The 21,531-nt window shown below is 68.9% G+C and carries 18 protein-coding genes; 13 read left to right on the top strand and 5 right to left on the bottom strand.

Going from position 1 to position 21,531, the window contains the following annotated elements; all coding sequences use genetic code 11:
• Positions 1-5: 5 nt before the first annotated feature.
• On the top strand, positions 6-2,648 hold the full coding sequence (locus tag RMO30_RS01320; protein WP_309708470.1) for an FtsK/SpoIIIE domain-containing protein: 2,643 nt from the start codon (positions 6-8) through the stop codon (positions 2,646-2,648).
• A 12-nt stretch (positions 2,649-2,660) separates the two neighbouring features.
• Here RMO30_RS01320 and ald read toward each other — a convergent pair whose 3' ends face one another.
• Positions 2,661-3,785 carry an alanine dehydrogenase gene (gene ald / locus RMO30_RS01315; protein ID WP_309708467.1) on the bottom strand — a complete coding sequence of 375 codons (1,125 nt, stop codon included), beginning with the start codon at positions 3,783-3,785 and terminating at the stop codon, positions 2,661-2,663.
• Positions 3,786-3,935: 150 nt separating this feature from the next.
• On the opposite strand from ald, the gene RMO30_RS01310 reads away from it, so the two are divergent.
• From RMO30_RS01310 to RMO30_RS01285, 6 genes are read left to right on the top strand one after another with little or no spacing between them, the layout of a single operon-like run.
• Positions 3,936-5,147, top strand: a complete 1,212-nt coding sequence (locus tag RMO30_RS01310; protein ID WP_309708465.1) for a spermidine/putrescine ABC transporter substrate-binding protein — start codon at positions 3,936-3,938, stop codon at positions 5,145-5,147.
• Positions 5,092-6,363 (top strand): ABC transporter ATP-binding protein, encoded by a 1,272-nt coding sequence (locus RMO30_RS01305; protein WP_309708463.1) that lies wholly within the window; start codon positions 5,092-5,094, stop codon positions 6,361-6,363. Before RMO30_RS01310 ends, RMO30_RS01305 begins: the two co-directional genes overlap by 56 nt.
• Complete coding sequence (locus RMO30_RS01300; RefSeq protein WP_309708460.1) at positions 6,363-7,286, top strand: ABC transporter permease; 924 nt, start codon at positions 6,363-6,365, stop codon at positions 7,284-7,286. Before RMO30_RS01305 ends, RMO30_RS01300 begins: the two co-directional genes overlap by 1 nt.
• A complete protein-coding gene (locus RMO30_RS01295) occupies positions 7,283-8,101 on the top strand; it encodes an ABC transporter permease (RefSeq protein ID WP_309708457.1) in 819 nt (272 codons plus the stop codon). The genes RMO30_RS01300 and RMO30_RS01295 overlap by 4 nt, the downstream gene beginning before the upstream one ends.
• Before the next feature lie 7 nt (positions 8,102-8,108).
• Complete coding sequence (locus tag RMO30_RS01290) at positions 8,109-9,476, top strand: transaminase (RefSeq protein WP_309708455.1); 1,368 nt, start codon at positions 8,109-8,111, stop codon at positions 9,474-9,476.
• A gap of 39 nt (positions 9,477-9,515) precedes the next feature.
• A complete protein-coding gene (locus RMO30_RS01285) occupies positions 9,516-10,466 on the top strand; it encodes an NADP-dependent oxidoreductase (RefSeq protein ID WP_309708453.1) in 951 nt (316 codons plus the stop codon).
• A gap of 24 nt (positions 10,467-10,490) precedes the next feature.
• On the opposite strand, the gene gabT is transcribed toward RMO30_RS01285, so the two are convergent.
• A complete protein-coding gene (gabT, locus tag RMO30_RS01280) occupies positions 10,491-11,834 on the bottom strand; it encodes a 4-aminobutyrate--2-oxoglutarate transaminase (RefSeq protein ID WP_309708450.1) in 1,344 nt (447 codons plus the stop codon).
• A 53-nt stretch (positions 11,835-11,887) separates the two neighbouring features.
• Between gabT and RMO30_RS01275 the strand changes: the two genes are divergently transcribed.
• The gene (locus RMO30_RS01275) at positions 11,888-12,364 is read left to right on the top strand and encodes an OsmC family protein (RefSeq protein ID WP_309708448.1); all 477 of its coding nucleotides are present in this window, start codon (positions 11,888-11,890) and stop codon (positions 12,362-12,364) included.
• 18 nt (positions 12,365-12,382) lie between these two features.
• Here RMO30_RS01275 and RMO30_RS01270 read toward each other — a convergent pair whose 3' ends face one another.
• Complete coding sequence (locus RMO30_RS01270) at positions 12,383-13,435, bottom strand: hypothetical protein (RefSeq protein WP_309708446.1); 1,053 nt, start codon at positions 13,433-13,435, stop codon at positions 12,383-12,385.
• Positions 13,436-13,458: 23 nt separating this feature from the next.
• Positions 13,459-14,784, bottom strand: a complete 1,326-nt coding sequence (locus tag RMO30_RS01265) for an aminotransferase class III-fold pyridoxal phosphate-dependent enzyme (RefSeq protein WP_309708443.1) — start codon at positions 14,782-14,784, stop codon at positions 13,459-13,461.
• Between the two features lie 48 nt (positions 14,785-14,832).
• Here RMO30_RS01265 and RMO30_RS01260 point away from each other — a divergent pair, with 48 nt between their 5' ends.
• From RMO30_RS01260 to RMO30_RS01245, 4 genes are read left to right on the top strand one after another with little or no spacing between them, the layout of a single operon-like run.
• Positions 14,833-15,813 (top strand): FKBP-type peptidyl-prolyl cis-trans isomerase, encoded by a 981-nt coding sequence (locus RMO30_RS01260; protein WP_309708440.1) that lies wholly within the window; start codon positions 14,833-14,835, stop codon positions 15,811-15,813.
• Positions 15,810-16,778 (top strand): FKBP-type peptidyl-prolyl cis-trans isomerase, encoded by a 969-nt coding sequence (locus RMO30_RS01255; RefSeq protein ID WP_309708438.1) that lies wholly within the window; start codon positions 15,810-15,812, stop codon positions 16,776-16,778. Before RMO30_RS01260 ends, RMO30_RS01255 begins: the two co-directional genes overlap by 4 nt.
• 35 nt (positions 16,779-16,813) lie before the next feature.
• The gene (gene dxr, locus RMO30_RS01250; protein ID WP_309708436.1) at positions 16,814-17,896 is read left to right on the top strand and encodes a 1-deoxy-D-xylulose-5-phosphate reductoisomerase; all 1,083 of its coding nucleotides are present in this window, start codon (positions 16,814-16,816) and stop codon (positions 17,894-17,896) included.
• Complete coding sequence (locus RMO30_RS01245) at positions 17,893-18,927, top strand: DUF2330 domain-containing protein (protein WP_309708434.1); 1,035 nt, start codon at positions 17,893-17,895, stop codon at positions 18,925-18,927. Before dxr ends, RMO30_RS01245 begins: the two co-directional genes overlap by 4 nt.
• Positions 18,928-18,939: 12 nt before the next feature.
• Here the strand turns inward: RMO30_RS01245 and RMO30_RS01240 are convergent, their stop codons facing one another.
• Positions 18,940-20,103: a serine/threonine-protein kinase gene (locus RMO30_RS01240; RefSeq protein WP_309708431.1), complete on the bottom strand. Its 1,164-nt coding sequence runs from the start codon at positions 20,101-20,103 to the stop codon at positions 18,940-18,942.
• Between the two features lie 89 nt (positions 20,104-20,192).
• On the opposite strand from RMO30_RS01240, the gene RMO30_RS01235 reads away from it, so the two are divergent.
• On the top strand, positions 20,193-21,521 hold the full coding sequence (locus RMO30_RS01235) for a site-2 protease family protein (protein WP_309708429.1): 1,329 nt from the start codon (positions 20,193-20,195) through the stop codon (positions 21,519-21,521).
• Positions 21,522-21,531: the final 10 nt, after the last annotated feature.

Below are 21,531 nucleotides of genomic sequence, written 5' to 3'. Positions count from 1 at the left end.
TGGGGATGATCGCGCCTCCGTCCGTCCGCATCCCCGCTCCGCCGGTCGAAGCCGAGCCGCTGAAGTCGGGCTTCCCGGTGATCGCGACCACGGCCCCCGTGGTCGTGGCGGGCGTGCTGTTTGCGGTGACCGGTTCGCCGTTCATGCTTCTCATGGCGGTTCTCGGCCCGGTCATCGCTGTGGCGACGCTCGCGGACGGGCGTCGTCAGCGCCGTCGAGCCGCCCGGTCGGCCGCCGCGCGGTTCGCCGCCGGACTGGAGGATGCCACTGAGCGCGTCGCGCGAGCGCGAGATGCTGAGCGCCACCGACTCGCCGGGTTCGTCTCGCTCGACGCCTTGTGGGGTGTGGCCGATGCACCACTCGTCATCGCGGTTGCGCGTGGTGCGGCTCCGAGTGGCATCGACGTTTCCGGATCGGCTGGCGTGAGCGAGCCGCCCGAACTCACCCGGTTGCGAGACGACGCCGCGACGATTCCCGGCGCCCCGCTGGTGCGTGCCATAGAGACGGGCCTCGAGGTCGACGGGCCTGCGGTGCTGGCCGCGGCGGTCGCTCGTACTCTCGCTGTGCGCATTGCCGCCCGTCGGTCCCCGGCGACGACCAGCTGCCAGTTCCCGCCGGGGGAAGACTGGATGCAGCGACTGCCGCACGAGACCCTGGGCGGAGATCCCGGCCGCTACCGGTTCGTGAGCGGCGACCACGAAACCGTGATCGCCTGGGCCCCGGGATCGGTGGCCGGGGCCCCGCGGATCGACGCGCGAAAGGCCGACGCGACCACCCGCGCGGCCGCCGGTCACGCGGCAGATCGACTCGCCGATGCGGCGCGATCGGCGGGGATCCGGCCTGCAAGCGCTGGCCTGCCCGACCGGGTAGCCCTCGGCGACCTGCTCGCCCTTCCCATGGCGCGGTCGGGGCTGAGCGCGCCACTCGGGGTAGCCGCTGATGGGGTCGCCGTGATCGACCTCATCGCCGACGGGCCGCACGCCGTCGTGGCCGGCACGACGGGGGCGGGCAAGAGCGAACTCCTCACCTCCTGGGTGTTGGGCATGGCGGCGGGGCGCTCCCCCCGCGAGGTGTCGTTCGTGCTCGTCGACTTCAAGGGCGGAGCGGCCTTTGCCCCCCTCTCCGGTCTGCCGCACGTCCTCGGCACCCTCAGTGACCTCGACGCATCGCTTGCCCGCCGGGCGATCGAGTCGCTGCGCGCGGAGGTGCGGCGGCGTGAGCAGGTGTTGGCGGCGACCGAAGTGCGGGCGATCGAGGAGTTGCCGGTCGGCGAGCTTGCCCGGCTCGTGGTGATCGTCGACGAGTTCGCCGCTCTGGTCACCGAGCTACCCGAGCTACACGCGCTCTTCGCCGATCTCGCCGCACGCGGACGGTCGCTCGGTGTTCACCTCATCCTGTGTACGCAGCGTCCGGCCGGGGTGGTACGCGATGCGGTGCTCGCGAACGTCGCGGTGCGCATCGCGCTTCGAGTCGCCGATCGGGCGGACAGCCTGGGTCTCGTCGGGGATGACTCTGCGGCGCGCCTCCCCCCGCACCCGCGCGGGCGCGCCGTCGTCGTCGACGGAGCCGGCAATCGACGCACCGTGCAACTCGCCCTCGCGGCCCCTTCTGACGTGGAGCGGATCACGCGAGCCACGCCCGCGGGTTCGTCGTCTCGCCCGTGGTGCGACCCGCTGCCCGCCGTCATCCCGCATCACTCCCTCCCATCAGCGGACGGGATCCCGTTCGGCCTGCGCGACCTCCCCGCTGAGCAACGGCAGCCGGTCGCGGCGATCGAGCCGCGGCACGGCCACGTGCTCGTCCTCGGCGCACCGGGCTCGGGCACGTCGACGGCTCTCTCGGCGGTCGCTGCGGGGGCAGGGGATGCTGCGCGCTGGCTTCCCGAGGACCCCGTCGAAATGTGGGGCCTGCTCGCGCATCCGGGGAGGCTTCCCGATGGCGGCCTCCTGCTGATCGACGACGTTGACCTCGTGCTCGCCCGCTGTCCTGTTGATCACGCCGTGGAGTTGGCCGACCTCCTGGCCCGGCTGTTGCGTGATGGGCCCGCGCGCGGCATCCGGGTCGTCGCCGGGGCGCGGCGGCTCGCCGGTCCCGTGCACGGATTCGCCCCGCTGTTCGGCGCGCGGCTGCTGCTGAGGCTCGGCAGTCGCGAGGAGCACGTGCTTGCGGGTGGGCAGGGCGAGACGTTCGACCCGCGCGCCCAACCGGGCGCCGGAATCTGGGAGGGTGCGGTCGTGCAGGTCGCGCTCCCCGAGCCGAGTCCGCGACGGATGGTGGTGGGGGTGCCACCGGTCGTCGTTGGAGTGCCCGAGCGCGGCGAACTCGCGGTCGTCGCCTCGCGTCCACGGGAACTCGCCGATCGCTGGGATCCCGCCCGTGTCCGGGTGCGACGGCTGGGAGAGCCGGATGTCGGCGACCCGGTCATCGATCCGGGTCGCACGGTTTTGCTGGGTGACCCCGAAGCCTGGCAGGCCGACTGGGCGACCCTCGCCCGAGCGCGTCGTGACCTGCCGATCGTGATTCACGGCTGTGGGGTCGCCGATGTGCGGGCGATCACCCGCACCCGCGAGGTGCCGCCTCCTCTAAGCCCAGGAGAGGTCTGGCTGGTCGAAAATGGCGGAGTTCGCCGGGCGGTGCTCGCAGCCTAGGAGTGGGCGCCGCTAGGCGAGTGCCGACTCGAGCGGGGTCGATTCGAGGCTGTGCGCGGTCGCGACGGCGGAGTTGACGACATGCCCGGCATGCACGTTGAGACCGAGTGCGAGAGCCGGGTCAGCCCGCAGCGCCTTTCGCCACTCGGAGTTCGCGATGGCGCGCACGTAGGGGAGGGTCGCGTTGGTGAGCGCGTAGGTGGACGTGTGCGCGACGGCTCCCGGCATGTTGGCGACGCAGTAGAAGATCGAGCCGTGCACGGGGTAGGTCGGGTCGGCGTGGGTCGTCGGGCGGGTGTCTTCGAAGCAGCCGCCCTGGTCGACGGCGATGTCGACGAGCACGCTCCCCGGCTTCATGCGGCGCACCATGTCGTTGCTGACGAGTTTCGGTGCCTTCGCGCCGGGTACCAGCACGGCACCGATCACGAGATCGGCGGCAAGCACCGCGCGCTCGAGCTCGTAGGCGTTGGAGGCGATCGTGACGATCCGTCCGGCGTAGTCGTCGTCAAGTTCGCGCAGCCGCTGGATGTTGGTGTCGAGCACTGTCACCTGCGCGCCGAGCCCGACGCTCAACGCGACGGCATTCGTACCAGCGACACCCGCACCGATCACGACGACGTTCGCCGGATGGGTCCCCGCGACCCCGGGCACGAGCAGTCCGGGTCCGCCGTGCGGCCGAAGCATCGCGTTGGCGCCGACGATCGGTGCGAGTCGGCCCGCGACCTCGCTCATCGGTGCCAGGAGCGGCAGCGACCCGTTCGGGAGTTGCACGGTCTCGTAGGCGATCCCGGTGACACCGGTCTCGACGAGGGCCGTGGTCAACGCGGCTTCAGCGGCGAGGTGCAGGTAGGTGAAGAGCACGAGGCCGTCGCGGAAGTGCCGGTACTCGGTTTCGATCGGCTCTTTGACCTTGAGGAGAAGGTCGGCGGTTCCCCAGACGTCATCCGCCCCACCCGACCCCGAGGCGATCGTCGCGCCCGCCGCCCGGTAGTCGTCGTCGGAAATCGAGGAGCCGAGACCGGCACCCTCCTGGATGTGTACTTCGTGTCCGTGAGCGACGAGTTCGTGCACCCCCGATGGCGTGATGGCGACACGGAATTCGTTGTTCTTGACCTCGGCCGGTACGCCAACTCTCATGGCCGCCAGTGTAGGACGCGCCTGTGGAATCCGCACTGATCAGGCGGCCAGACGGCGGATTGCGTGAAATTCGTGTTACGGAAGTGCCGAATAGTTCCGTCTGAGGGCGTCGCTGTGTCAGGATCGTCCCACGCCGGAAGGAGTATTTTCATGCCCAGGTCGCTTCCCGAGGATCCCCTGATCCGCCGTCTCGTCCAGCAGGCTCGCGCCTCGCAGCTCTCGCGCCGTTCGGTGCTCGCGGGCGGCGTCGGCGGTGCCGCCGCACTCGCGCTCGCCGCGTGCGCCCCGGGTTCGTCCGGCGCGCCGAGCCCGGCGACCGACCAGTCGGATTCCGACCCGACGCTGAACTGGGCGAACTGGCCCGGCTACATGGACGAAGACGACGAGGGCAACTACCCGACTCTCCTGGCGTTCACCGAACAGACCGGCATCGCCGTCGATTATCTCGTCGAGATCAACGACAACAACGAGTACTACGCCAAGGTTCGCGACCAGCTGGCTCTCGGCCAGGACATCGGCGCCGACCTCATCACGCTCACCGACTGGATGGCGGGCCGGCTGATCCGACTTGGCTATACGCAAGAGCTCGACGAGGCCAACATCCCGAACAAGGCGAACCTCGTGCCCGATCTGCTGAACGTCGGCTTCGACCCCGGACGCACCCACTCGCTGCCCTGGCAGGGCGGATTCGCCGGTCTCTGCTGGAACAAGGAGAAGTTGCCGGGCGGACTCAAGACCCTTGAGGACCTCTGGGACCCCGAGCTGGCCGGCAAGATCGTCGTGCTCAGCGAGATGCGCGACACGATGGGTCTCATCCTGCTCAGCGAAGGCGTCGACATCTCCGCGGATTTCAGCGAGGACGACTTCAACAACGCCCTCGACATCTTCCGCGAGAAGGTCACGAGCGGCCAGATCGGTGCGGTGCGCGGCAACTCGTACACGCAAGACCTGATCAACGGGGACGCGATCGCCGGCATCGTCTGGTCGGGCGACGTGACGCTGATCAACGGCGAGGTCGGCAGCGACCTCTTCGAGTTCGCGATCCCGGAGTCGGGTGGCACGCTCTGGAACGACAACCTGATGATTCCCATCGGCTCGCCGCGTAAGAAGAACGCCGAGACGCTCATCAACTACTACTACGAACCCGAGGTCGCAGCCGAGGTGGCGCTCTGGGTGAACTACATCACCCCGGTCGTCGGCGCCAAGGAAGCGGCGATCGCGATCGACCCGGAGGCCGCCGAGAACCAGTTGATCTTCCCGAACGAGGAGACCCTGTCGCAGGTGAAGACCTTCCGGCCGCTGACCGGTGCCGAGGAGCAGTCGTTCGGCACGGCGTTCCAGTCCGTTCTCGTGGGGGCCTGACACGAGCGGCCACCCGGCGGCGGGCGGCGAGTCGGCGTCGTCCGGAGCCGACCTCCAGCTCGACGGCGTCAGCAAGCGGTTTCCGGGATTCACGGCAATCGAGGAACTGAACCTCACGATCCCCGCGGGCTCGTTCTTCGCGCTGCTCGGCCCGTCGGGCTGTGGCAAGACCACGACCCTGCGCATCGTCGCGGGGCTCGAGGCGCCGACCGCCGGCCGCGTGCTCATCGGCAACGACGACGTCACGCGCACGCCCTCGTACCGACGGCCCGTCAACACGGTCTTCCAGAGCTACGCCCTCTTCCCGCACATGACGGTGCTCGAGAACGTCGCGTTCGGACTCAAGCGCCGCGGAGCGAAGAACGCGCTGGTCCGCGCTCACGAGGCTCTGCAGATGGTCGAACTCGACCACATCGCGCAACGCAGGCCGGCGCGGCTCTCCGGTGGCCAGCAGCAACGGGTCGCCCTGGCCCGCGCTGTCGTGAACCGGCCGGCGCTCCTGCTGCTCGATGAGCCTCTCGGCGCGCTCGACCTCAAACTGCGGCGCCAGATGCAGGTCGAGCTCAAAGACATCCAAACGGATGTCGGCATCACCTTCCTGCACGTGACGCACGATCAGGAGGAGGCCATGACGATGGCCGACACGATCGCCGTCATGAACAAGGGCCGGATCGAGCAGATGGGCGCCCCTGCGGAGCTCTACGAGCTGCCCCGCACGGCGTTCGTCGCAAACTTCCTGGGTCAGTCGAACCTGTTCGCCGGCCCGGTGGTGTCGGCGAAGGGCGACACGATCGTCGTCGACGTCGCGGGCCGCAAGGTCGCCGTGCCGCGGGAGCGCGCCCAGCGGCACGCGGGCGACGTCACGATCGGAGTGCGCCCCGAGAAGCTGCTGCTGCACACGTCGCAGCCGGCGCCTGTCGCCGGCGTCAACCTGCTCGGCCCCGGTCGCGTCCACGATGTCTCGTTCAGCGGGGTCAGCACGCAATACCTCATCGGTGTCCCGGGTCTGGGCACCCTGACGGTGTTCGCCCAGAATCTCGTGTCGGGCCCGGTCGTGGGCAACGGGGCCGAGGTGTGGGTGACCTGGTCGGTCGATCACGGCTTCGGGGTCGCCGACGAGCCGGCCGACGCGTTGCGCTTCGACCCCGACGACGACACCCAGGCGATCGCCATCGCGCAGCGGCGCCGCATCGAGGCCGAGTTCGAGGAGGCCTGATGGCCTTCGGAGCGTTCGGCAGCGCCCCCGGGACTCCTGCGGTCGCTGACGCAGCACCGGGTCGCAAGAGCCCGGTCGCGCTGCTGTTGCTGCTGCCCGGTGTCGCCTATCTCGCGCTGTTCTTCGTCGTGCCGTTCGTGTCGCTCATCGTCACGAGTGTGAAGGCACCCGACCCGTTCGGCGAGATCGGCCGCTACGTCTATGCGTTCCGCTGGGAGAATTACGCCGAGGTCCTCGCGACTTATTGGCCGCACATCGGGCGCTCGTTCGGCTTCGCGATCGCGGCGACGATCATCGCGCTGCTCATCGGCTACCCGATTGCCTATTTCATCGGAGTCAAGCTGCGGCGGTTCCCGCTGCTGCAGGCGCTCGCCCTGGTTCTGGTGATCGCCCCGTTCTTCATCAGCTTCCTGCTGCGCACCTTCGCCTGGAAGCAGATCCTTGCCGACGAAGGACCGGTGCTCGGGGTGCTGCAGTCGATGACGATCTTGCCCGACGACGCGCGGTTGACCGGCACGGCGGGCGCGGTGATCTTCGGCATCGCGTACAACTTCATCCCGTTCATGACGCTGCCGATCTACACCTCGCTCGAGCGTCTCGATCTGCGGTACGTCGAAGCCGGGGGCGACCTGTACGCGAGTCCCGTGACGACGTTCTTCACGGTCACGCTGCCGCTGTCGATGCCGGGGGTGGTGTCGGGAACGCTCCTGACCTTCATTCCGGCCGCGGGCGACTACATCAACGCCTCGAGTGACTTCCTCGGCGCACCCGATACGGCCATGATCGGCAACGTCATCGAGGCGAATTTCCTGAGGGTGGAGAATTACCCGGTTGCCGCCTCGCTCTCGATCATCCTGATGGGCGCGATCCTCCTACTCGTTGGGCTCTATATCCGCCGAGCCGGCACCAAGGACCTGGTATGAACCGCGGACTGCGTTTCGGGATCGGGAGCTGGGGGCTCGCCGTCTACGCGATCCTGGGGTTCGTTCTGCTGCTCACCCCGATCGTCTACACGATCGCGTTCTCGTTCAACGACTCGGTGAAGACGAACATCGTCTGGCGCGGGTTCACCTTCGAGAACTGGACGACGATTTGTACGGTCGAGAACGGCGCCGTGTGCGAGGCGTTCGCCACGAGCATTCTCGTCGGTGTGGTGGCGACCCTCGCGGCCACCGCTCTTGGCACCGCCATCGCGATCGCCCTCGCCCGCTATCGCCTGCGGTTTCGGTCGGCCGCGACGCTGCTGATCTTCCTGCCGATGGCGACGCCCGAGGTCGTGCTCGGCGCGGGGCTCGCGGCGCAGTTCCTCACGGCCGGCGTGCCTAAGGGCGTTCTGACGATCATCCTCGCGCACACGATGTTCTGCATCAGCTTCGTTGTCGTGACGGTGCGTGCTCGGGTGTCGAGCCTCGATCCTGCGCTCGAAGAGGCGGGCCGCGATCTCTACGCGAGCCCGGGCCAGGTCTGGTGGCGCATCACCTTCCCGCTGCTGCTACCCGGGATCGTCGCGGCGGCGCTGCTGTCGTTCGCGCTCTCGTTCGACGACTTCATCATCACGAACTTCAACGCGGGCGCCGCATCGACGTTCCCGAAGTACGTCTACACGGCGGCGGCGCGCGGCATCCCAGCGCAGGCGAACGTCATCGCGACCGCCGTCTTCCTGCTCGCCATTGCTCTCGTCATCGGCTCGCAACTCTATTCGGCGGCACGCCGCAAGCGCCTCGCTCGAACGTCGTGAGGTCTGGATGTACGTCGATCGAACGCGCCTTTCCACCCTGCATGCCACGGAGCTCGAACGGTTTCGCGCCGCCCGACCAGGGTCAGCGACGCTGTGGGAGGTCGCCCGTGAGGTGATGCCCGAGGGCGTGCCGATGCTGTGGATGGCGAAGTGGCCAGGCCCCTGGCCGGTGTTCGTCGACGCCGCGAAAGGAGCGCATTTCACCTGTGTCGACGGGATCGACCACGTCGACCTGTGTCTCGGCGACACGGGGGCGATGGTCGGCCACGCGCCCGAGGCGTCGGTGCGCGCGATCTCTGAGCGGCTCGCCCGCGGCGCGACCTTCATGCTGCCGACCGAGGATGCGGCCGCCGCGGCTGAACTGCTCGCCGGGCGGTTCGGCCTCGAACGCTGGCAGTTCACGCTCTCGGCGACCGATGCGAACCGGCATGTGCTGCGTTACGCGCGCATGGTGACGGGCCGTCCGAAGGTCGTCGTGATCGACTTCTCCTATCACGGCACGGTCGACGAGGCGTATGCGACGCTCGATCCCGAGGGCCGCGTCGTCGCGCGCCGCGGCAACATGGGCCCGCCGGTCGACCCAGCCGTCACGACCCTCGTGGTGCCGTTCAACGACATTCCGGCGATGGAGGCAGCCCTCGCGACCGGCGACGTTGCCGCTGTTCTCATCGAACCGGCAATGACCAACATCGGCATCGTGTTGCCCGACGACGGCTGGCACGAGGCCGTGGCGAAGGCGGTCCACGCGGCGGGTGCCTACCTCGTGATCGACGAGACCCATACGCTGTGTGCAGGTCCCGGCGGGATGACGGCTCGCGACGGGCTGCGTCCCGACGCCGTTGTCGTCGGGAAGACGATTGCGGGCGGCATCCCGGCAGGAGCATGGGGGATGACGACGGCGTTCGCCGATCGTGTGCGCGCAGCCCTCGATCCCGATGGCGAGGGGCTGGAAGACATCGATGTCGGGGGAGTCGGCGGCACGCTCGCCGGCAACGCGGTGTCGATGGCGGGCATCCGCGCGACCCTTGCCGAGGTGCTGACCCCGGAGGTGTATCCCGGGATGATCGCACGCGCGACCGAGTGGACAGCGGGAGTGCAGGCGGCGATCGATGAGCTCCAAGTGCCCTGGCAGGTGACTCAGCTCGGTTGTCGTGCCGAGTACTCGTTCCGCCCGACTCCGCCGCACGACGGGCGGGAAGCGGCGGATGCCGACGACTTCGAGCTGCAGCAGTACCTCCACCTGCACGCCCTCAACCGCGGCATCCTCATCACTCCGTTCCACAACATGGCGCTCATGTCACCGGCCACGACGTCGGAGGATGTCGCGCGTCACACGGAAGCGTTCCGCGAGGCTGTCGCGAGCCTGTTCGGCTGAATGGGGAATCGCTCCCAGCCGACGGGCGTTGGATGAAGCATGGTCAATGCTGTCGCCGCTACCTCCTATGAGGGTCCCTCCGCCGTTTCGGTGATCGAAGTCGAATCGCGTCCTCCGCAAGCGGGGCAGGTGGTCGTCGCGGTGCGTGCGGCGGCTCTCAACCCTTTCGACGCGAAGATGACCTCGGGCGCTGCGGGAACCGACCCGGCGAAGCTGCCGCTCCGGCTCGGCAGCGAGGCGGCCGGGGTCGTGACGGCGGTCGGTGAGGATGCCGTGGGCCTGGGGGGCGAACCGCTCGCGGTCGGCGACGAGGTGTACGGTCACCGGCTGAGCGGTGCGCAGGCGAGCGAACTCACGGTGAACGCCGAGAACCTCATCCGCAAACCCCCAGAGGCGTCGTTCGGCGAAGCAGCGGGACTCCTCTCTGCCGGCACGACCGCCGTGCACGGTCTGGAGTCGGTGCGGGTCACCTCGGGCGACGTGGTGCTGATTCACGGCGCGAGCGGCGGAGTCGGACGCCTCGCCGCACAACTCGCCATGTTGCGCGGCGCGCGCGTTATCGGAACGGCCTCCCCGAAGCGCCACGCCGGCCTCGCGGCGCTCGGCATCGAACCTGTTGCCTACGGCGAGGGCCTCGTCGAACGGGTGGCCGCACTGGCTCCGGGCGGCATCGACGCCGCGTTCGACACGATCGGCACCGACGAGGCGCTCGAAACGTCGCTGCAGCTGCTGAGCGACTCAAGCCGGTTCGTCACGATCGTCAACTTCGCCGCGGCGCTCGCCGCCGGCGGTCAAGCGATCGGCGGGGGACCGGGCGCTGACCCCGGGCGGGAGATCCGCGCCGCTGCACGCCTGACCCTGGCTGGCTTCTTCGCCGACGGCATGATCGACGTCCAGATCGCCCGCAGTTACCCGCTGGCAGAGGCGCGGGCGGCATACGAGTACCTCGTCACCGGACACGCCGGCGGCAAGGTAATTCTCGAGCCCTGACCCAGCCGGTTCCGGCGGGCAAACTCAGGCGGGTAGCCCCGCGAAGCAGGCGTCGAGCACATCGACCGCGTCAGCGAGCTGCGCGTCGGTGATTGCGAGGCTCGGCAGGAATCGCAGCACGTTGCCGTAGCTGCCCGCGGTCAGCACGAGCAGGCCATGCTGCGCCGCCTCGGCCGCGATGGCCGACACGAGGTCGGCGCGCGGCGCGTGGGTTCCGGGGTCACTGAGTTCGACGGCGAGCATTGCGCCGATTCCGCGCACCTCGGCGATGACCGGGTACTTCGTCTGCAACGCGAGCAACGCGGGCTTGAGCACGCCCTCGATGCGGGTCGCCTCACCCAGCAGTCCGTCGGCTTCGATGCGCTCGAAGACCGCGATTGCGGCAGCACAGGCCACCGGGTTGCCGCCGAACGTGCCGCCGAGCCCGCCCGGCTGGGCGGCATCCATGATCTCGGCGCGACCGGTGACGGCGGCGAGCGGCAGGCCGCCGGCGATGCCTTTCGCCGTGAGTACGAGGTCGGGCACGAGGCCGAAGTGCTCGCTCGCGTAGTACGCGCCGGTGCGAGCCATGCCGCTCTGGATCTCGTCGGCGATGAACACGATGTCGTTCGCGGTGCACCACTCCTGAAGCGCCGGCAGATAGCCGTCGGCGGGCACGACGAAGCCGCCCTCGCCCTGGATGGGTTCGACGACGAGGCAGGCGAGGTCCGTCGCGCCGACGGTCTTCTCGAGGTAGCCGATCGTGCGCGCAGCCGCGGCCTTGCCCGACAACCCGTCGTGCAGCGGGTAGGAGTTCGGTGCGCGGTAGACGTCGCCCGCAAACGGCCCGAAGCCGAGCGAGTACGGCATCGCCTTGAAGTTCATCGCCATCGTGAGGTTGGTGCGGCCGTGGTACGCGTGCTCGAGCACGGCGACGCCCGACCGGCCGGTGAACTTGCGGGCGATCTTGACGCCGTTCTCGACGGCCTCGGCACCCGAGTTGACGAGCACCGACTTCTTCGCGTGCGTGCCGGGGGTGTGGGTGGCGAGCAGCTCGGCGACCCGCACGTACTCCTCGTACGGGGTGATCGTGAAGAGCGTGTGGATGACGTCGCCCAACTGCTCCCGCGCGGCGGCAACGACGGAATCGTCGGTGTGCCCGATCGTCGTGACCCCGATGCCGGCGCTGAGGTCGAGGAACGCATTGCCGTCGACATCCACGACGATCGCGCCGTGCGCCTTCTCGATGTAGACGGGAAGAGCCGAGGCGACGCCGTCCGACACCACCGCACGGCGGCGCTCCTGCAGCGCGATCGACAGCGGTCCAGGGACTGCCGTCACCACCTTCCGCTCCGTCGGAACTACGGTGGGGGCGAGCGTGTCGGTCATAGCCCTGAGTCTAGAACCGGGCCGCGCACGAGAGCCTGGGAGAGGAAACCCCGATGGATGCCGATCACCGCTTCGTGGCCTCCCTCGCCTGGACGGGCAACCGCGGTTCGGGAACCGCCGGCTACCGCGAGTATGGGCGCGAGCACGTGGTCTCCGTCGCGGGCAAGCCCGACATCCTCGGGTCGGCAGCGCGGGTCTTTCACGGCGATGTCGACCGCTGGAACCCCGAAGAGATGCTCATTGCGGCGCTCGCCCAGTGCCACCTGCTGAGTTACCTCTACGTCGCTGTCGCGAACGGGATCGTCGTCGAGTCCTATCGGGACGAGGCGGAAGGAACTCTCGTCACGATGCCCGATGGGGGCGGCAGGTTCCGCGACGTCACCCTACGGCCCACGGTGACGATCTCAGCGGGCGACCCCGCCGTAGCCGAGCGCATCCACGCGGATGCCCACCGGCTGTGTTTCATCGCGTCGAGCGTGAACTTCCCGGTGCGACACGAGCCGACGGTGCTCACTACCCTCGGAGCATGACGACCAGAGACTGACCGGCTAGGGACTGACGCTGTCGGTGCCGTCGTTCGAGTCGAGGGCGCTGTACAGGTCGGCGTAGTCGGCGTCGAGCGCGGTGAGCTGTTCCACGAGCCCGTTGTACCGGGCGATCTCGGCGTCGAGGGCGGCCGCTTCGGCGTCGAGAGCATTACTTCGCGCGATGAGGGCGGCGCGCTCCTGGTCGAACTGCTCCTGCGTCAGGAACGCCCCGCTGTCGGCCCGCGCGTTGAACGAGTCGACGTCGGCGTTGAAGTCAGCGATGGCGGCCTCATAGGCAGCGATGCGGGCGTCGAGCACCGGGTCGAGGGCGTCGATCTCGGTGACCAGGGCATCGATCTGGGCGCGGAGTTGGTCGAACAACGCGGTCGCCTGCACGTTCAGCTCGACGACTTTGGCACGATCATCGAAGTATCGGGCGTAGTGCGCCTCAAGGTCGGGGGAGAGGTCGGTGAACTCAGTGCCGAGCCGAGAGTGCCATTCATCGGCGTGCTGGGCGGCGGCGTAGAGTTCGAGGTCTTCGAACACCGGGTTGTCGTCGGGGATGGCAGCGATCGCCTCGTCGACGAGCGCGTCGATGCGCTCCCGCTCGTCGGGGCTCAGCCGCTCGTAGGCGGCGTGCAACATCTCGTGGGCGGCGGTCACCTCCACGGTTCCGGCGAGGCGTTCGTCGGTGACCGCGTAGACGTACAGGTTGCCCTCGTAGTAACAGCCAAGCACGGCACCGCCCTCGATCGAGCAGTGCTGGTTGAAGTCGTCGTCGTCTTCGATCGCCGGGGTGGAGGCCCGATAGATGAGCTCACCCTCTTCGCTCATCCCGGTCGCTGCGGCGATCGCGGCCACGTCGACGGGGATCGGCTCCGACCAGGCCACGTACGCGTCGTGGAAGTGCTGGATGCGGGGCAGGGTCCAGGTGCTCGCGAGCAGCGCGACCGTCGTCACCACCGCGACCGCCATTCCGGCGACCAGCAACGGCCAGGGGCGGAGGCGCCGGGGCTCCGGCGGCAGCGCGAATTCCTGCGACGCCAGTGGCGTTCCGGCAGAAGGTGGCAGCATCCCGCCGCTCCCGTGGTTCTCGTTCAACGCAAGGCCCCCAGCGCGTCTTCGATCACCCCGGCCGCGTCGTCGATCAGCTCTTCGCTGATGACGACGCTCGGCATGATCCGCAGCACCGAGTCCCACGACCCCGCGTCGAGCGGGATGACCCCGTTGCTCGTCGCATGCTTCAGTACGGTCGACAGTGCGTCGGGGTTCGGCTCCTTCGTGCCGGGCTTCACGAGTTCGACGCCGAACATCGCGCCCTTGCCACGCACCTCTCCGACGACAGGGAATCTCTCGGTCCAGCCGCCGATCCGGTTCAGCAGCGCCTTCTCGACCCGCTGCGCTTCGCCCAACAGGTTGTCGCGTTCGATGATCTCGAACACCTTGAGCGCTGCCGCCGTCGAGACCGGGTTGCCGCCGAACGTCCCGCCGATTCCGCCAGGCTGAACGGCATCCATGATCTCGGCTTTGCCGGTGACCGCGGCGAGCGGGAAGCCGCCCGCGATGCCTTTCGCGCTCGTCACGAGGTCGGGCACGACTCCGTGGTGTTCGATCGAGTACCACGTACCGGTGCGCGCGATGCCAGCCTGGATTTCATCGGCGACAAAGACGATCCCGTTTTCTTCACAGAACGACTTGATCGCGGCGAAGTAACCGGGAGCCGGGATGACGATGCCGCCGTCACCCTGGATCGGCTCGGCGAAGAAGGCGGCGACTTCGCTCGCGCCGATGTGCGTGACGATGTAGTCGATCGTCTTCGCGGCGGCTTCCTCGCCGGATAGCCCGTCGCGAAACGGGTACGAGATCGGCACCGAGTACAGCTCACCGGGGAAGGGCCCCATTCCGGCGCGCTCCGGCCACGGGCGGTAGGTCATCGCCATCGTCAGGTTGGTGCGGCCGTGGAAGGCGTGGTCGAGCGACACGATCGCGCGCCGCCCGGTGAATTTGCGGGCGATCTTGACGGCGTTCTCGACGGCCTCGGCACCGGAGTTGACGAGGATCGAGTGCTTCTCGAAGTCACCGGGCGTGATCTGCTGCAGCTTTTCGGCCACCTTCACGTAGTTCTCGTACGGAGTGACCGTGAAGAGGGTGTGGGTTAGCTTCTTGGCCTGCTCGTAGGCCGCCTCGGCGACCTCCGGATGCGCGTGCCCGATCGTCGTCACGCCGATGCCGCAGCCGAGGTCGATCAGCTGGTTGCCGTCGACGTCGACGAGGATCGCACCCGAACCGTGGTCCATGTAGATGTTGGCGAGCGTTCCCGCCCCACGAGAGACACTGGCGACCCGGCGTTCCTGGAGGGCGATCGACTTCGGACCCGGCAGGTCGGTCACGAGCTTCCGCTCCTGCGGCACGCTAAATCCCATACCGGTCAGCCTACGGCTGCGCGACGGCCTCATCGGAGAGGATGAAGGGTGCTCATCCGGCCCGGTCTGGCGACGCTCGTGGTCGCGACGCTCGTGCTCCCCGCCCTCGTGCTGAGCGGGTGCGCTGCCCGCCCGCTGACCCTGGGACCGCCGTCGCCGACTCCGTCCGAGGGGCCGGTGTGCGCGGCAGCCGGGGAGGCTTCCGACGCGGTTGAGGTCTCCGGCGATCTCGGCAATTCACCGGTCATCGCCGCCGCCGGTCCGTTCTCGGTGGATCGCGTCGAGCGCACGGTCCTCATTGAGGGTGCCGGGGACCCGGTCGGGGAGGGCGACCTCGTTGAGGTGGCGATCACGATCGTCAACGCCACAACCGGGGAACAGGCTCCCGGCACGGCGGCGGCGCGCGTGCTGCTTGAGGAGGGGGCGGTGCAGCCGGGGCTGCTCGCGACGATCCTGTGCTCGACCCCCGGAAGCCGAGTCGTCGGCGTCGTGCCCGCAGAGGAGGCCTTCGGCTCGGCCGGTCAGCCCGAACTTGCGATCGGTCCCGACGACGACCTCGTGTTCGTCGTCGACGTCCTCGCTCACGTGCCGACCCAAGCCGAGGGGGATCCGATCGCGCTGCCCGACGGCTTCCCCGACCTCGGCCTCGAGTTCGACCCCGACGGGCGCCCGACGGTGACGATCCCGGCCGTCGATCCGCCCGGCGAGTTGCTGAGCGCCACCTTGATCGAAGGCACCGGCACGGTCGTCGGAGCGGGCGACGAGTTTCTCGTGCAGTTCCAGGGGGTGAACTGGCGTACCGGTGACGTGTTCGACGAAACCTGGGGGGATGCCCCCCGCTCGCTCCTCGAGTTGTTGCCGGGCGTCGACGCCGCCCTCGTCGGACTGGCGGTCGGTTCGCGTCTCGTCGTGATCGTTCCCCCCGCTGATGGCTACGGCGCGGCCGGGTCTCCCAGTTCAGGCATAGCCGGGACGGATACGGTGGTGTATGTGGTCGACGTCCTCGCCACGACGCCGCCTCCGGCGTGACCGCTGTCGAAGGAATCCTGTTGCGCCGCTCCCTCCTTGCCCTTCCGTTCGTCCTCGCCTCCGCGCTCGTTCTCGCGGGCTGCTCAGCCGACGACGGCACGACGCCCGACGCCACTGAGACCGACACCTCGACGGTCGGCGTCTGCGAGACGCCCGACGGCGCCGCGGTCTCAGCGGTCGACGTCAGCGGTGACTTCGGCAGCGCGCCGACCATTGCCTTCGACGCCGGACTCGAGGTCGCGACGACCGAACGTGTTGTCGTGATCGAGGGCGACGAGGTCGAACCGGGCCAGCTGGTGTCGGCCGCCTACGCCCTCTACAACGGCACGACTGGCGAAGAGCTCGAGACCTACGGCTGGGCCGAAGGCGACCCGGCGACACCGTTCCGCGCCGACTACGACATGCTCTTCACCGGCTTCGCCAAGACACTCGGATGCCTCGGCCCCGGTAGCCGCGCGGTGGGGGTCATCCCTAACGCCGAAGGCTTCGGCGAACAGGCCGAGACCGTCGGAATCGGTGTCGACGACGTGCTCGTCTTCGTCGTCGACGTGCTGAGTGACAACGTCTGGTCGACCGACGTTCCCGAGGTCGGCGGCACCGCCGAGGCGCCGACGGTGACGCTGCCGGCCATCGCCCCGAAGACCGACCTCGAAATCGCCGTGCTCGAAGAGGGCGCCGGGGATGTCGTCGGCCTCAACGACTCCGTCTCGGTGCACTACCTCGGAACCGCATGGGAGACCGGGGTCGTCTTCGACTCGAGCTTCGACCGCGGCGCGCCCGCGACCTTCGCGGTCAGCGGCGTCGTTCAGGGCTTCCAGGAGGCTCTCGTCGGTCAGACCGTCGGTTCGAAGATCCTGGTGACGATGCCGCCCGCGCTCGGCTATGGAGCGAGCGAAGGTCACGAGCTGCAGAACTCGACTCTCGTCTTCTACATCGAGATCGTCGAACTGAACCCCGCCGCCTGATATGACGGGCTGCCTGAGATGACGGACTGCCTGAGATGACCCCGCGTCGCGTCATCGTGCTCGGCTCCACGGGGTCGATCGGCACTCAGGCGCTCGAGGTCATCGCCGCGCACCCCGATCGCTTCGAACTCGTCGGTCTCGCGGCAGGGTCGGATCGCCTGATGCTAGAGGCGCAAGCAGCCGCGACGGGCGTGACCCGTCTGGCGCTCGGGGCCGACGAAGCCGTGCAGCTTGTGCGCGACACTCCTGCCGATGTCGTGCTCAACGGCATCACCGGGTCGGTGGGCCTCGGTCCGACCCTCGCCGCCCTCGAGGTGGGAGCGACCCTGGCACTCGCTAACAAGGAGAGCCTGATCGTCGGCGGCGATCTCGTGAAGGCGGCGGCCGCGCCTGGGCAGATCGTGCCCGTCGACTCGGAGCATTCAGCGCTCGCCCAGGCCCTCCGGTCGGGCTCGGCGGGCGAAGTGCGGCGCCTCGTGCTGACCGCCTCCGGTGGTCCGTTCCGCGGTCGCAGCCGGGCCGACCTCGCCTCCGTCACGCCCGCGGAAGCGCTCGCGCATCCGACCTGGGACATGGGTCGCATGGTCACCACCAACTCGGCGACCCTGGTCAACAAGGGCCTTGAGGTGATCGAGGCGCACCTGCTGTTCGACGTTCCGTACGGGGCGATCGACGTCGTCGTGCATCCCCAGTCGATCGTGCATTCGATGGTGGAGTTCACCGATGGCTCGACCCTCGCCCAGGCGTCGCCGCCCGACATGCGGCTACCGATCGCGCTGGGCTTGGGATGGCCCGACCGCGTTCCGGGTGTCGGTCGGCCGCTCGACTGGACTCAGGCCCAGTCCTGGACCTTCGAGCCTCTCGACAATGAGGCTTTCCCGGCGGTCGCCCTCGCGAAACGGGTCGGCGAGGCCGGGTCGACCTATCCCGCAGTGTTCAACGCCGCCAACGAGCAGGCCGTCGCCGCCTTCCACGCCGGGCGGATCGGCTACCTCGCGATTGTCGAGACCGTGGAGCGGGTCGTCGACCAACATGAGCCGGGCGAAATGACGCTCGACGGAGTGCTTGATGCCGAACGGTGGGCGCGGGCGGCTGCGGATGCCATTCTTGCGGGGTGAGATCGACTGACGTTCGGCGCGGCATCGCTGCGCTCATCCTCGCCGCGGGATTCGCGGTCGCGCCGGTAGCGCCCGCTGCCGCCTGTGCGTGCGGAGGGGTGGCCCCTTCGCCGGGCTCCGAGGTCGCCGTCGGCGAAGAACACGCGATCATCTCCTGGCAGAACGGTGATCGGCAGGGCGGGGTCGAGCAAATCGATCTCCTGCTGGGAGTCCTGAGCACCGACGTCGAGACGGGCCTCATCTTCCCGACTCCCGGTCCGGCAACCGTTTCGCTCGGCGACCGCGCCGACTTCGAAGCGATCGACCGGGTGACGACCCCGAAGCAGGTCGAAGAGTACGACTGGTGGACGTTCCGCGCCCTAGGTGACGGCGCTCCGGGCGGCGCGCCGCCCGAGGTGCTCTCCGTCGTCCAGCTCGGGCCGATTGAAGCGGTGACCCTCGCGGCGTCAGATACCGCGGGGCTGCAGATCTGGCTGGTCGACAACGGCTTCGCTCTCTCGCCCGAGGTGACCGCGCTGCTCGAGGGCTATGTCGAACGCGGTTGGTTCTTCGTCGCCCTCAAACTCACGGGCGACGCGCCCCTCGACGGTGGCCTCGATCCGCTGCGGTTCACCTTCGCCTCCGACGAACTGGTCTATCCGCTCGAACTTTCCCGGGCGGCCACCTCACCGCAGACCGTGCGAGTCTTCGTTTTCGACGACCACCGTCAGCGCGTGTCGTTCGCCGGAGCGGGATCGCCCGCCGCGTCATTCACCTCCTGGGCCGCTCCGGTCGTCGACACGGAAGTGGCGGGATTCGGCGACTACCTCACGGTGTTCGAGCTCTACTTCGACGAACCTGACAGCCAGATTCTCGGCGACCTCGAATTCGCCGACACGTTGAACGACGAGGTGACGGGCACCGAGTACCGGGTGACCGTGCCCGTCGGCCTGTTCGGCATCCCGCTGGGCTGGCTGCTGGTCGGCGTCGCGATCGTCGGGGGGTTCGGGGCTCTCCTCGTCGTGGCGATCGTCGGGGCGAAGCGCTCGTGACGGCCGTGACGGTCAGGGCTTCTTGTCCTTGCCGTTTCCGTTGTTGTTCCCGTTGTTCCCGCTGTTGCCGGGGGCGTCATCGTCGGTCTCCGGTGTCGGGGTCGGGGTCGGGGTCGGGGTCGGCCTCGGCGTGACGTCCACCTCGGCGGGCGGCGAATCGCCGGGGGTGAGGCTCGCCATGAGGGCGGGGATGCCGACGAAGACTGCGGCCAGCACGAGAGCACCGGCGAGCAGCGTGACGAGGCCGCCGAACAGCAGCCGGGGGGACGCGCGTCGGCGTTCCCGCGGCGGACGCACGGGAGGGGGCGGCGCGGCCCCCGCCATCCGCTCGGTGGGCGCGTCGGATGGCGCGGCCGCGAGCACTCGGGTCGCGGCCGGCACGTCGAGTTCGCGCGCGACCTCGACGGCGCGCGGGCGATCGGCCGCGTCGAGTGCCGTCATCCGGGCGAGCAGCGGGGCGTCGGCCGCGAGGGCGGGGTCGTCAAGGGCGGGTGATCGCACGAGTCGTGCGCCGAGAACCTCTTCGGCCGTTCCGCTGAACGCGGGCCGCCCGGTGAGGCACTCGATGAGCACGAGGCCGAGCGAGTAGACGTCCGAGGCGGGCGTGACGTCGCCGCCCCGGGCCTGCTCGGGGCTGAGGTAGACCGCTGAGCCGACGACGGAACCGGCGGTCGTCGCGCGCGATCCGCCTACGGAGTGCGCAATCCCGAAGTCGAGCAGCCGGGCTTCTTCGGGATCCGGAACGGCGGGGATCATGATGTTGGCGGGCTTGATGTCGCGGTGCACGACTCCGGCGTCGTGCGCGGCGGCGAGTCCGCTCGCGGCGGCGGCTCCAACCAGCCGAGTCTCGACCGCGGACAGCGGGCCGCGCGCGATGCGGGCGGCGAGTGTCTCTCCGTCGACGAATTCGAGGACGAGATAGGGCGGAGTCGCGTCGAGCCGCGCGTCGAAAAGCGTCACGATCGCCGGGTGGCGGAGGCCGGCGAGGGCGCGAGCCTCCCGCTGTCGCCGTGCGGAATCGCTCACCTCGCTCTCGGCTCCGTAGACCTTGATCGCGACGGAACGCCGGAGCTGCAGGTCGTCCGCACGGAACACGGATGCGGTCCCGCCGTCGCCGAGTCGCTCCCGGAGCGCGTATCGCCCATGGAAGGTCTGTCCGACATCGGGTACCTGCACGGTCCCATGGTGCCCCACGGCGCCCCTGCCCACAGGACCCTTGCGGTCCGCTCCCAGCCACGCTACGTCCACTGCCGTACTCTGACCGGGTGGAATCCGCGCTGCTGTACCTCCTCGGCGTGGTGATCGTGCTCGTCGGCCTGATGGTCTCCATCGGACTCCACGAGGTCGGCCACCTCGTGCCCGCAAAGCTCTTCGGGGTGCGAGTCGGGCAGTACATGATCGGCTTCGGCAAGACGCTGTTCTCCAAGCGCGTCGGCGAGACCGAGTACGGCCTGAAGATGATTCCGCTCGGCGGCTACATCTCGATGGCCGGGATGTTCCCGCCCGAGCGCACGGGTGGCAAGCCGCGCACGGCATCCACCGGCTTCTTCGACACGATGGTGAACGACGCGCGTACCGCCGCCCACGAGGGGATTCCGGCGGGAGAGGAGCACCGCACCTTCTACCGGCTTCCGGTGCTCAAGCGCGTCATCATCATGCTCGGCGGGCCGTTCATGAACCTCGTTCTTGCGTTCGTGTTCTTCGGGATCGTGCTCGTCGGTTTCGGCATCCCGCAGTCGACGACGACGATCGGGACCGTCTACGAGTGCGTCGTGCCGGCCGACAGCACGCAGACAGAGTGCACCGACGACGACCCGCTCGCGCCCGCGGCGGAGGCCGGACTGCTGCCGGGTGACCGCATCCTCGCGATCGACGGCCAGCCGATTGCCGAGTACTCAGACGTTTCCGAGATCGTCACCGCGTCCGCCGGGCAACAGCTCGCGTTCGAGGTGCTGCGCGATGGTGAGCGGCTCACCCTGCCCGTGATGCCCCTGCTGACCGAGCGGCCAGTGTTCGACGACGACCTGCAGCCGGTCGAGAACCCCGACGGTTCGCCCGCCACCCAAGAGGTCGGTTTCATCGGTATCGGCTACGCCGTGCAGAACGTGCAACAACCGATCACCGCGGTGCCGGGCTTCGTGGGAGACGCGGCGGGTCGCATCTGGCACTCGATCGCCACCCTTCCCGTGCGGGTCTATGACCTCGGGGTGTCGACGTTCAGCGGCGCGGAGCGCGACCCCGAGGGCATCATCGGGGTCGTCGGGATCGGTCGTCTCGCGGGCGAGATCACCAGTCTCGACACGCTGCCGGTCGCCGATCGTGCGGCGAGCATCCTCAGCCTGCTGGGCGGGCTCAACCTTGCGCTCTGCCTGTTCAACCTCGTGCCGCTGCTCCCGCTCGACGGCGGCCACGTCGCGGGTGCGATCTGGGAGGGTATTCGCCGAGGGTTCGCGAAGTTGTTCCGGCGTCCCGACCCGGGTCCGGTGGATGTCGCCCGCCTGATCCCCATCACCATGGCCGTCTCGGGTGTGCTCGCGGTGCTCACGGTGTTCGTGATCTTCTCCGACATCGTGAACCCGATCAGTCTGTTCTGACGTCTGGTTC

Source organism: Pseudolysinimonas sp. (assembly GCF_031389465.1).
Classification (GTDB): domain Bacteria; phylum Actinomycetota; class Actinomycetes; order Actinomycetales; family Microbacteriaceae; genus Pseudolysinimonas_A.
This window is presented reverse-complemented; position numbering and strand designations above follow the sequence as displayed.

Excerpts from the sequence above, each read along its gene's own strand:
- RMO30_RS01320 (WP_309708470.1), top strand. The coding sequence starts at position 6 with ATGATCGCGCCTCCGTCCGTCCGCATCCCCGCTCCGCCGGTCGAAGCC.
- ald (WP_309708467.1), bottom strand. The coding sequence starts at position 3,785 with ATGAGAGTTGGCGTACCGGCCGAGGTCAAGAACAACGAATTCCGTGTC.
- RMO30_RS01310 (WP_309708465.1), top strand. The coding sequence starts at position 3,936 with ATGCCCAGGTCGCTTCCCGAGGATCCCCTGATCCGCCGTCTCGTCCAG.
- RMO30_RS01300 (WP_309708460.1), top strand. The coding sequence starts at position 6,363 with ATGGCCTTCGGAGCGTTCGGCAGCGCCCCCGGGACTCCTGCGGTCGCT.
- RMO30_RS01295 (WP_309708457.1), top strand. The coding sequence starts at position 7,283 with ATGAACCGCGGACTGCGTTTCGGGATCGGGAGCTGGGGGCTCGCCGTC.
- RMO30_RS01290 (WP_309708455.1), top strand. The coding sequence starts at position 8,109 with ATGTACGTCGATCGAACGCGCCTTTCCACCCTGCATGCCACGGAGCTC.
- RMO30_RS01285 (WP_309708453.1), top strand. The coding sequence starts at position 9,516 with ATGGTCAATGCTGTCGCCGCTACCTCCTATGAGGGTCCCTCCGCCGTT.
- gabT (WP_309708450.1), bottom strand. The coding sequence starts at position 11,834 with ATGACCGACACGCTCGCCCCCACCGTAGTTCCGACGGAGCGGAAGGTG.
- RMO30_RS01275 (WP_309708448.1), top strand. The coding sequence starts at position 11,888 with ATGGATGCCGATCACCGCTTCGTGGCCTCCCTCGCCTGGACGGGCAAC.
- RMO30_RS01270 (WP_309708446.1), bottom strand. The coding sequence starts at position 13,435 with ATGCTGCCACCTTCTGCCGGAACGCCACTGGCGTCGCAGGAATTCGCG.
- RMO30_RS01265 (WP_309708443.1), bottom strand. The coding sequence starts at position 14,784 with ATGGGATTTAGCGTGCCGCAGGAGCGGAAGCTCGTGACCGACCTGCCG.
- dxr (WP_309708436.1), top strand. The coding sequence starts at position 16,814 with ATGACCCCGCGTCGCGTCATCGTGCTCGGCTCCACGGGGTCGATCGGC.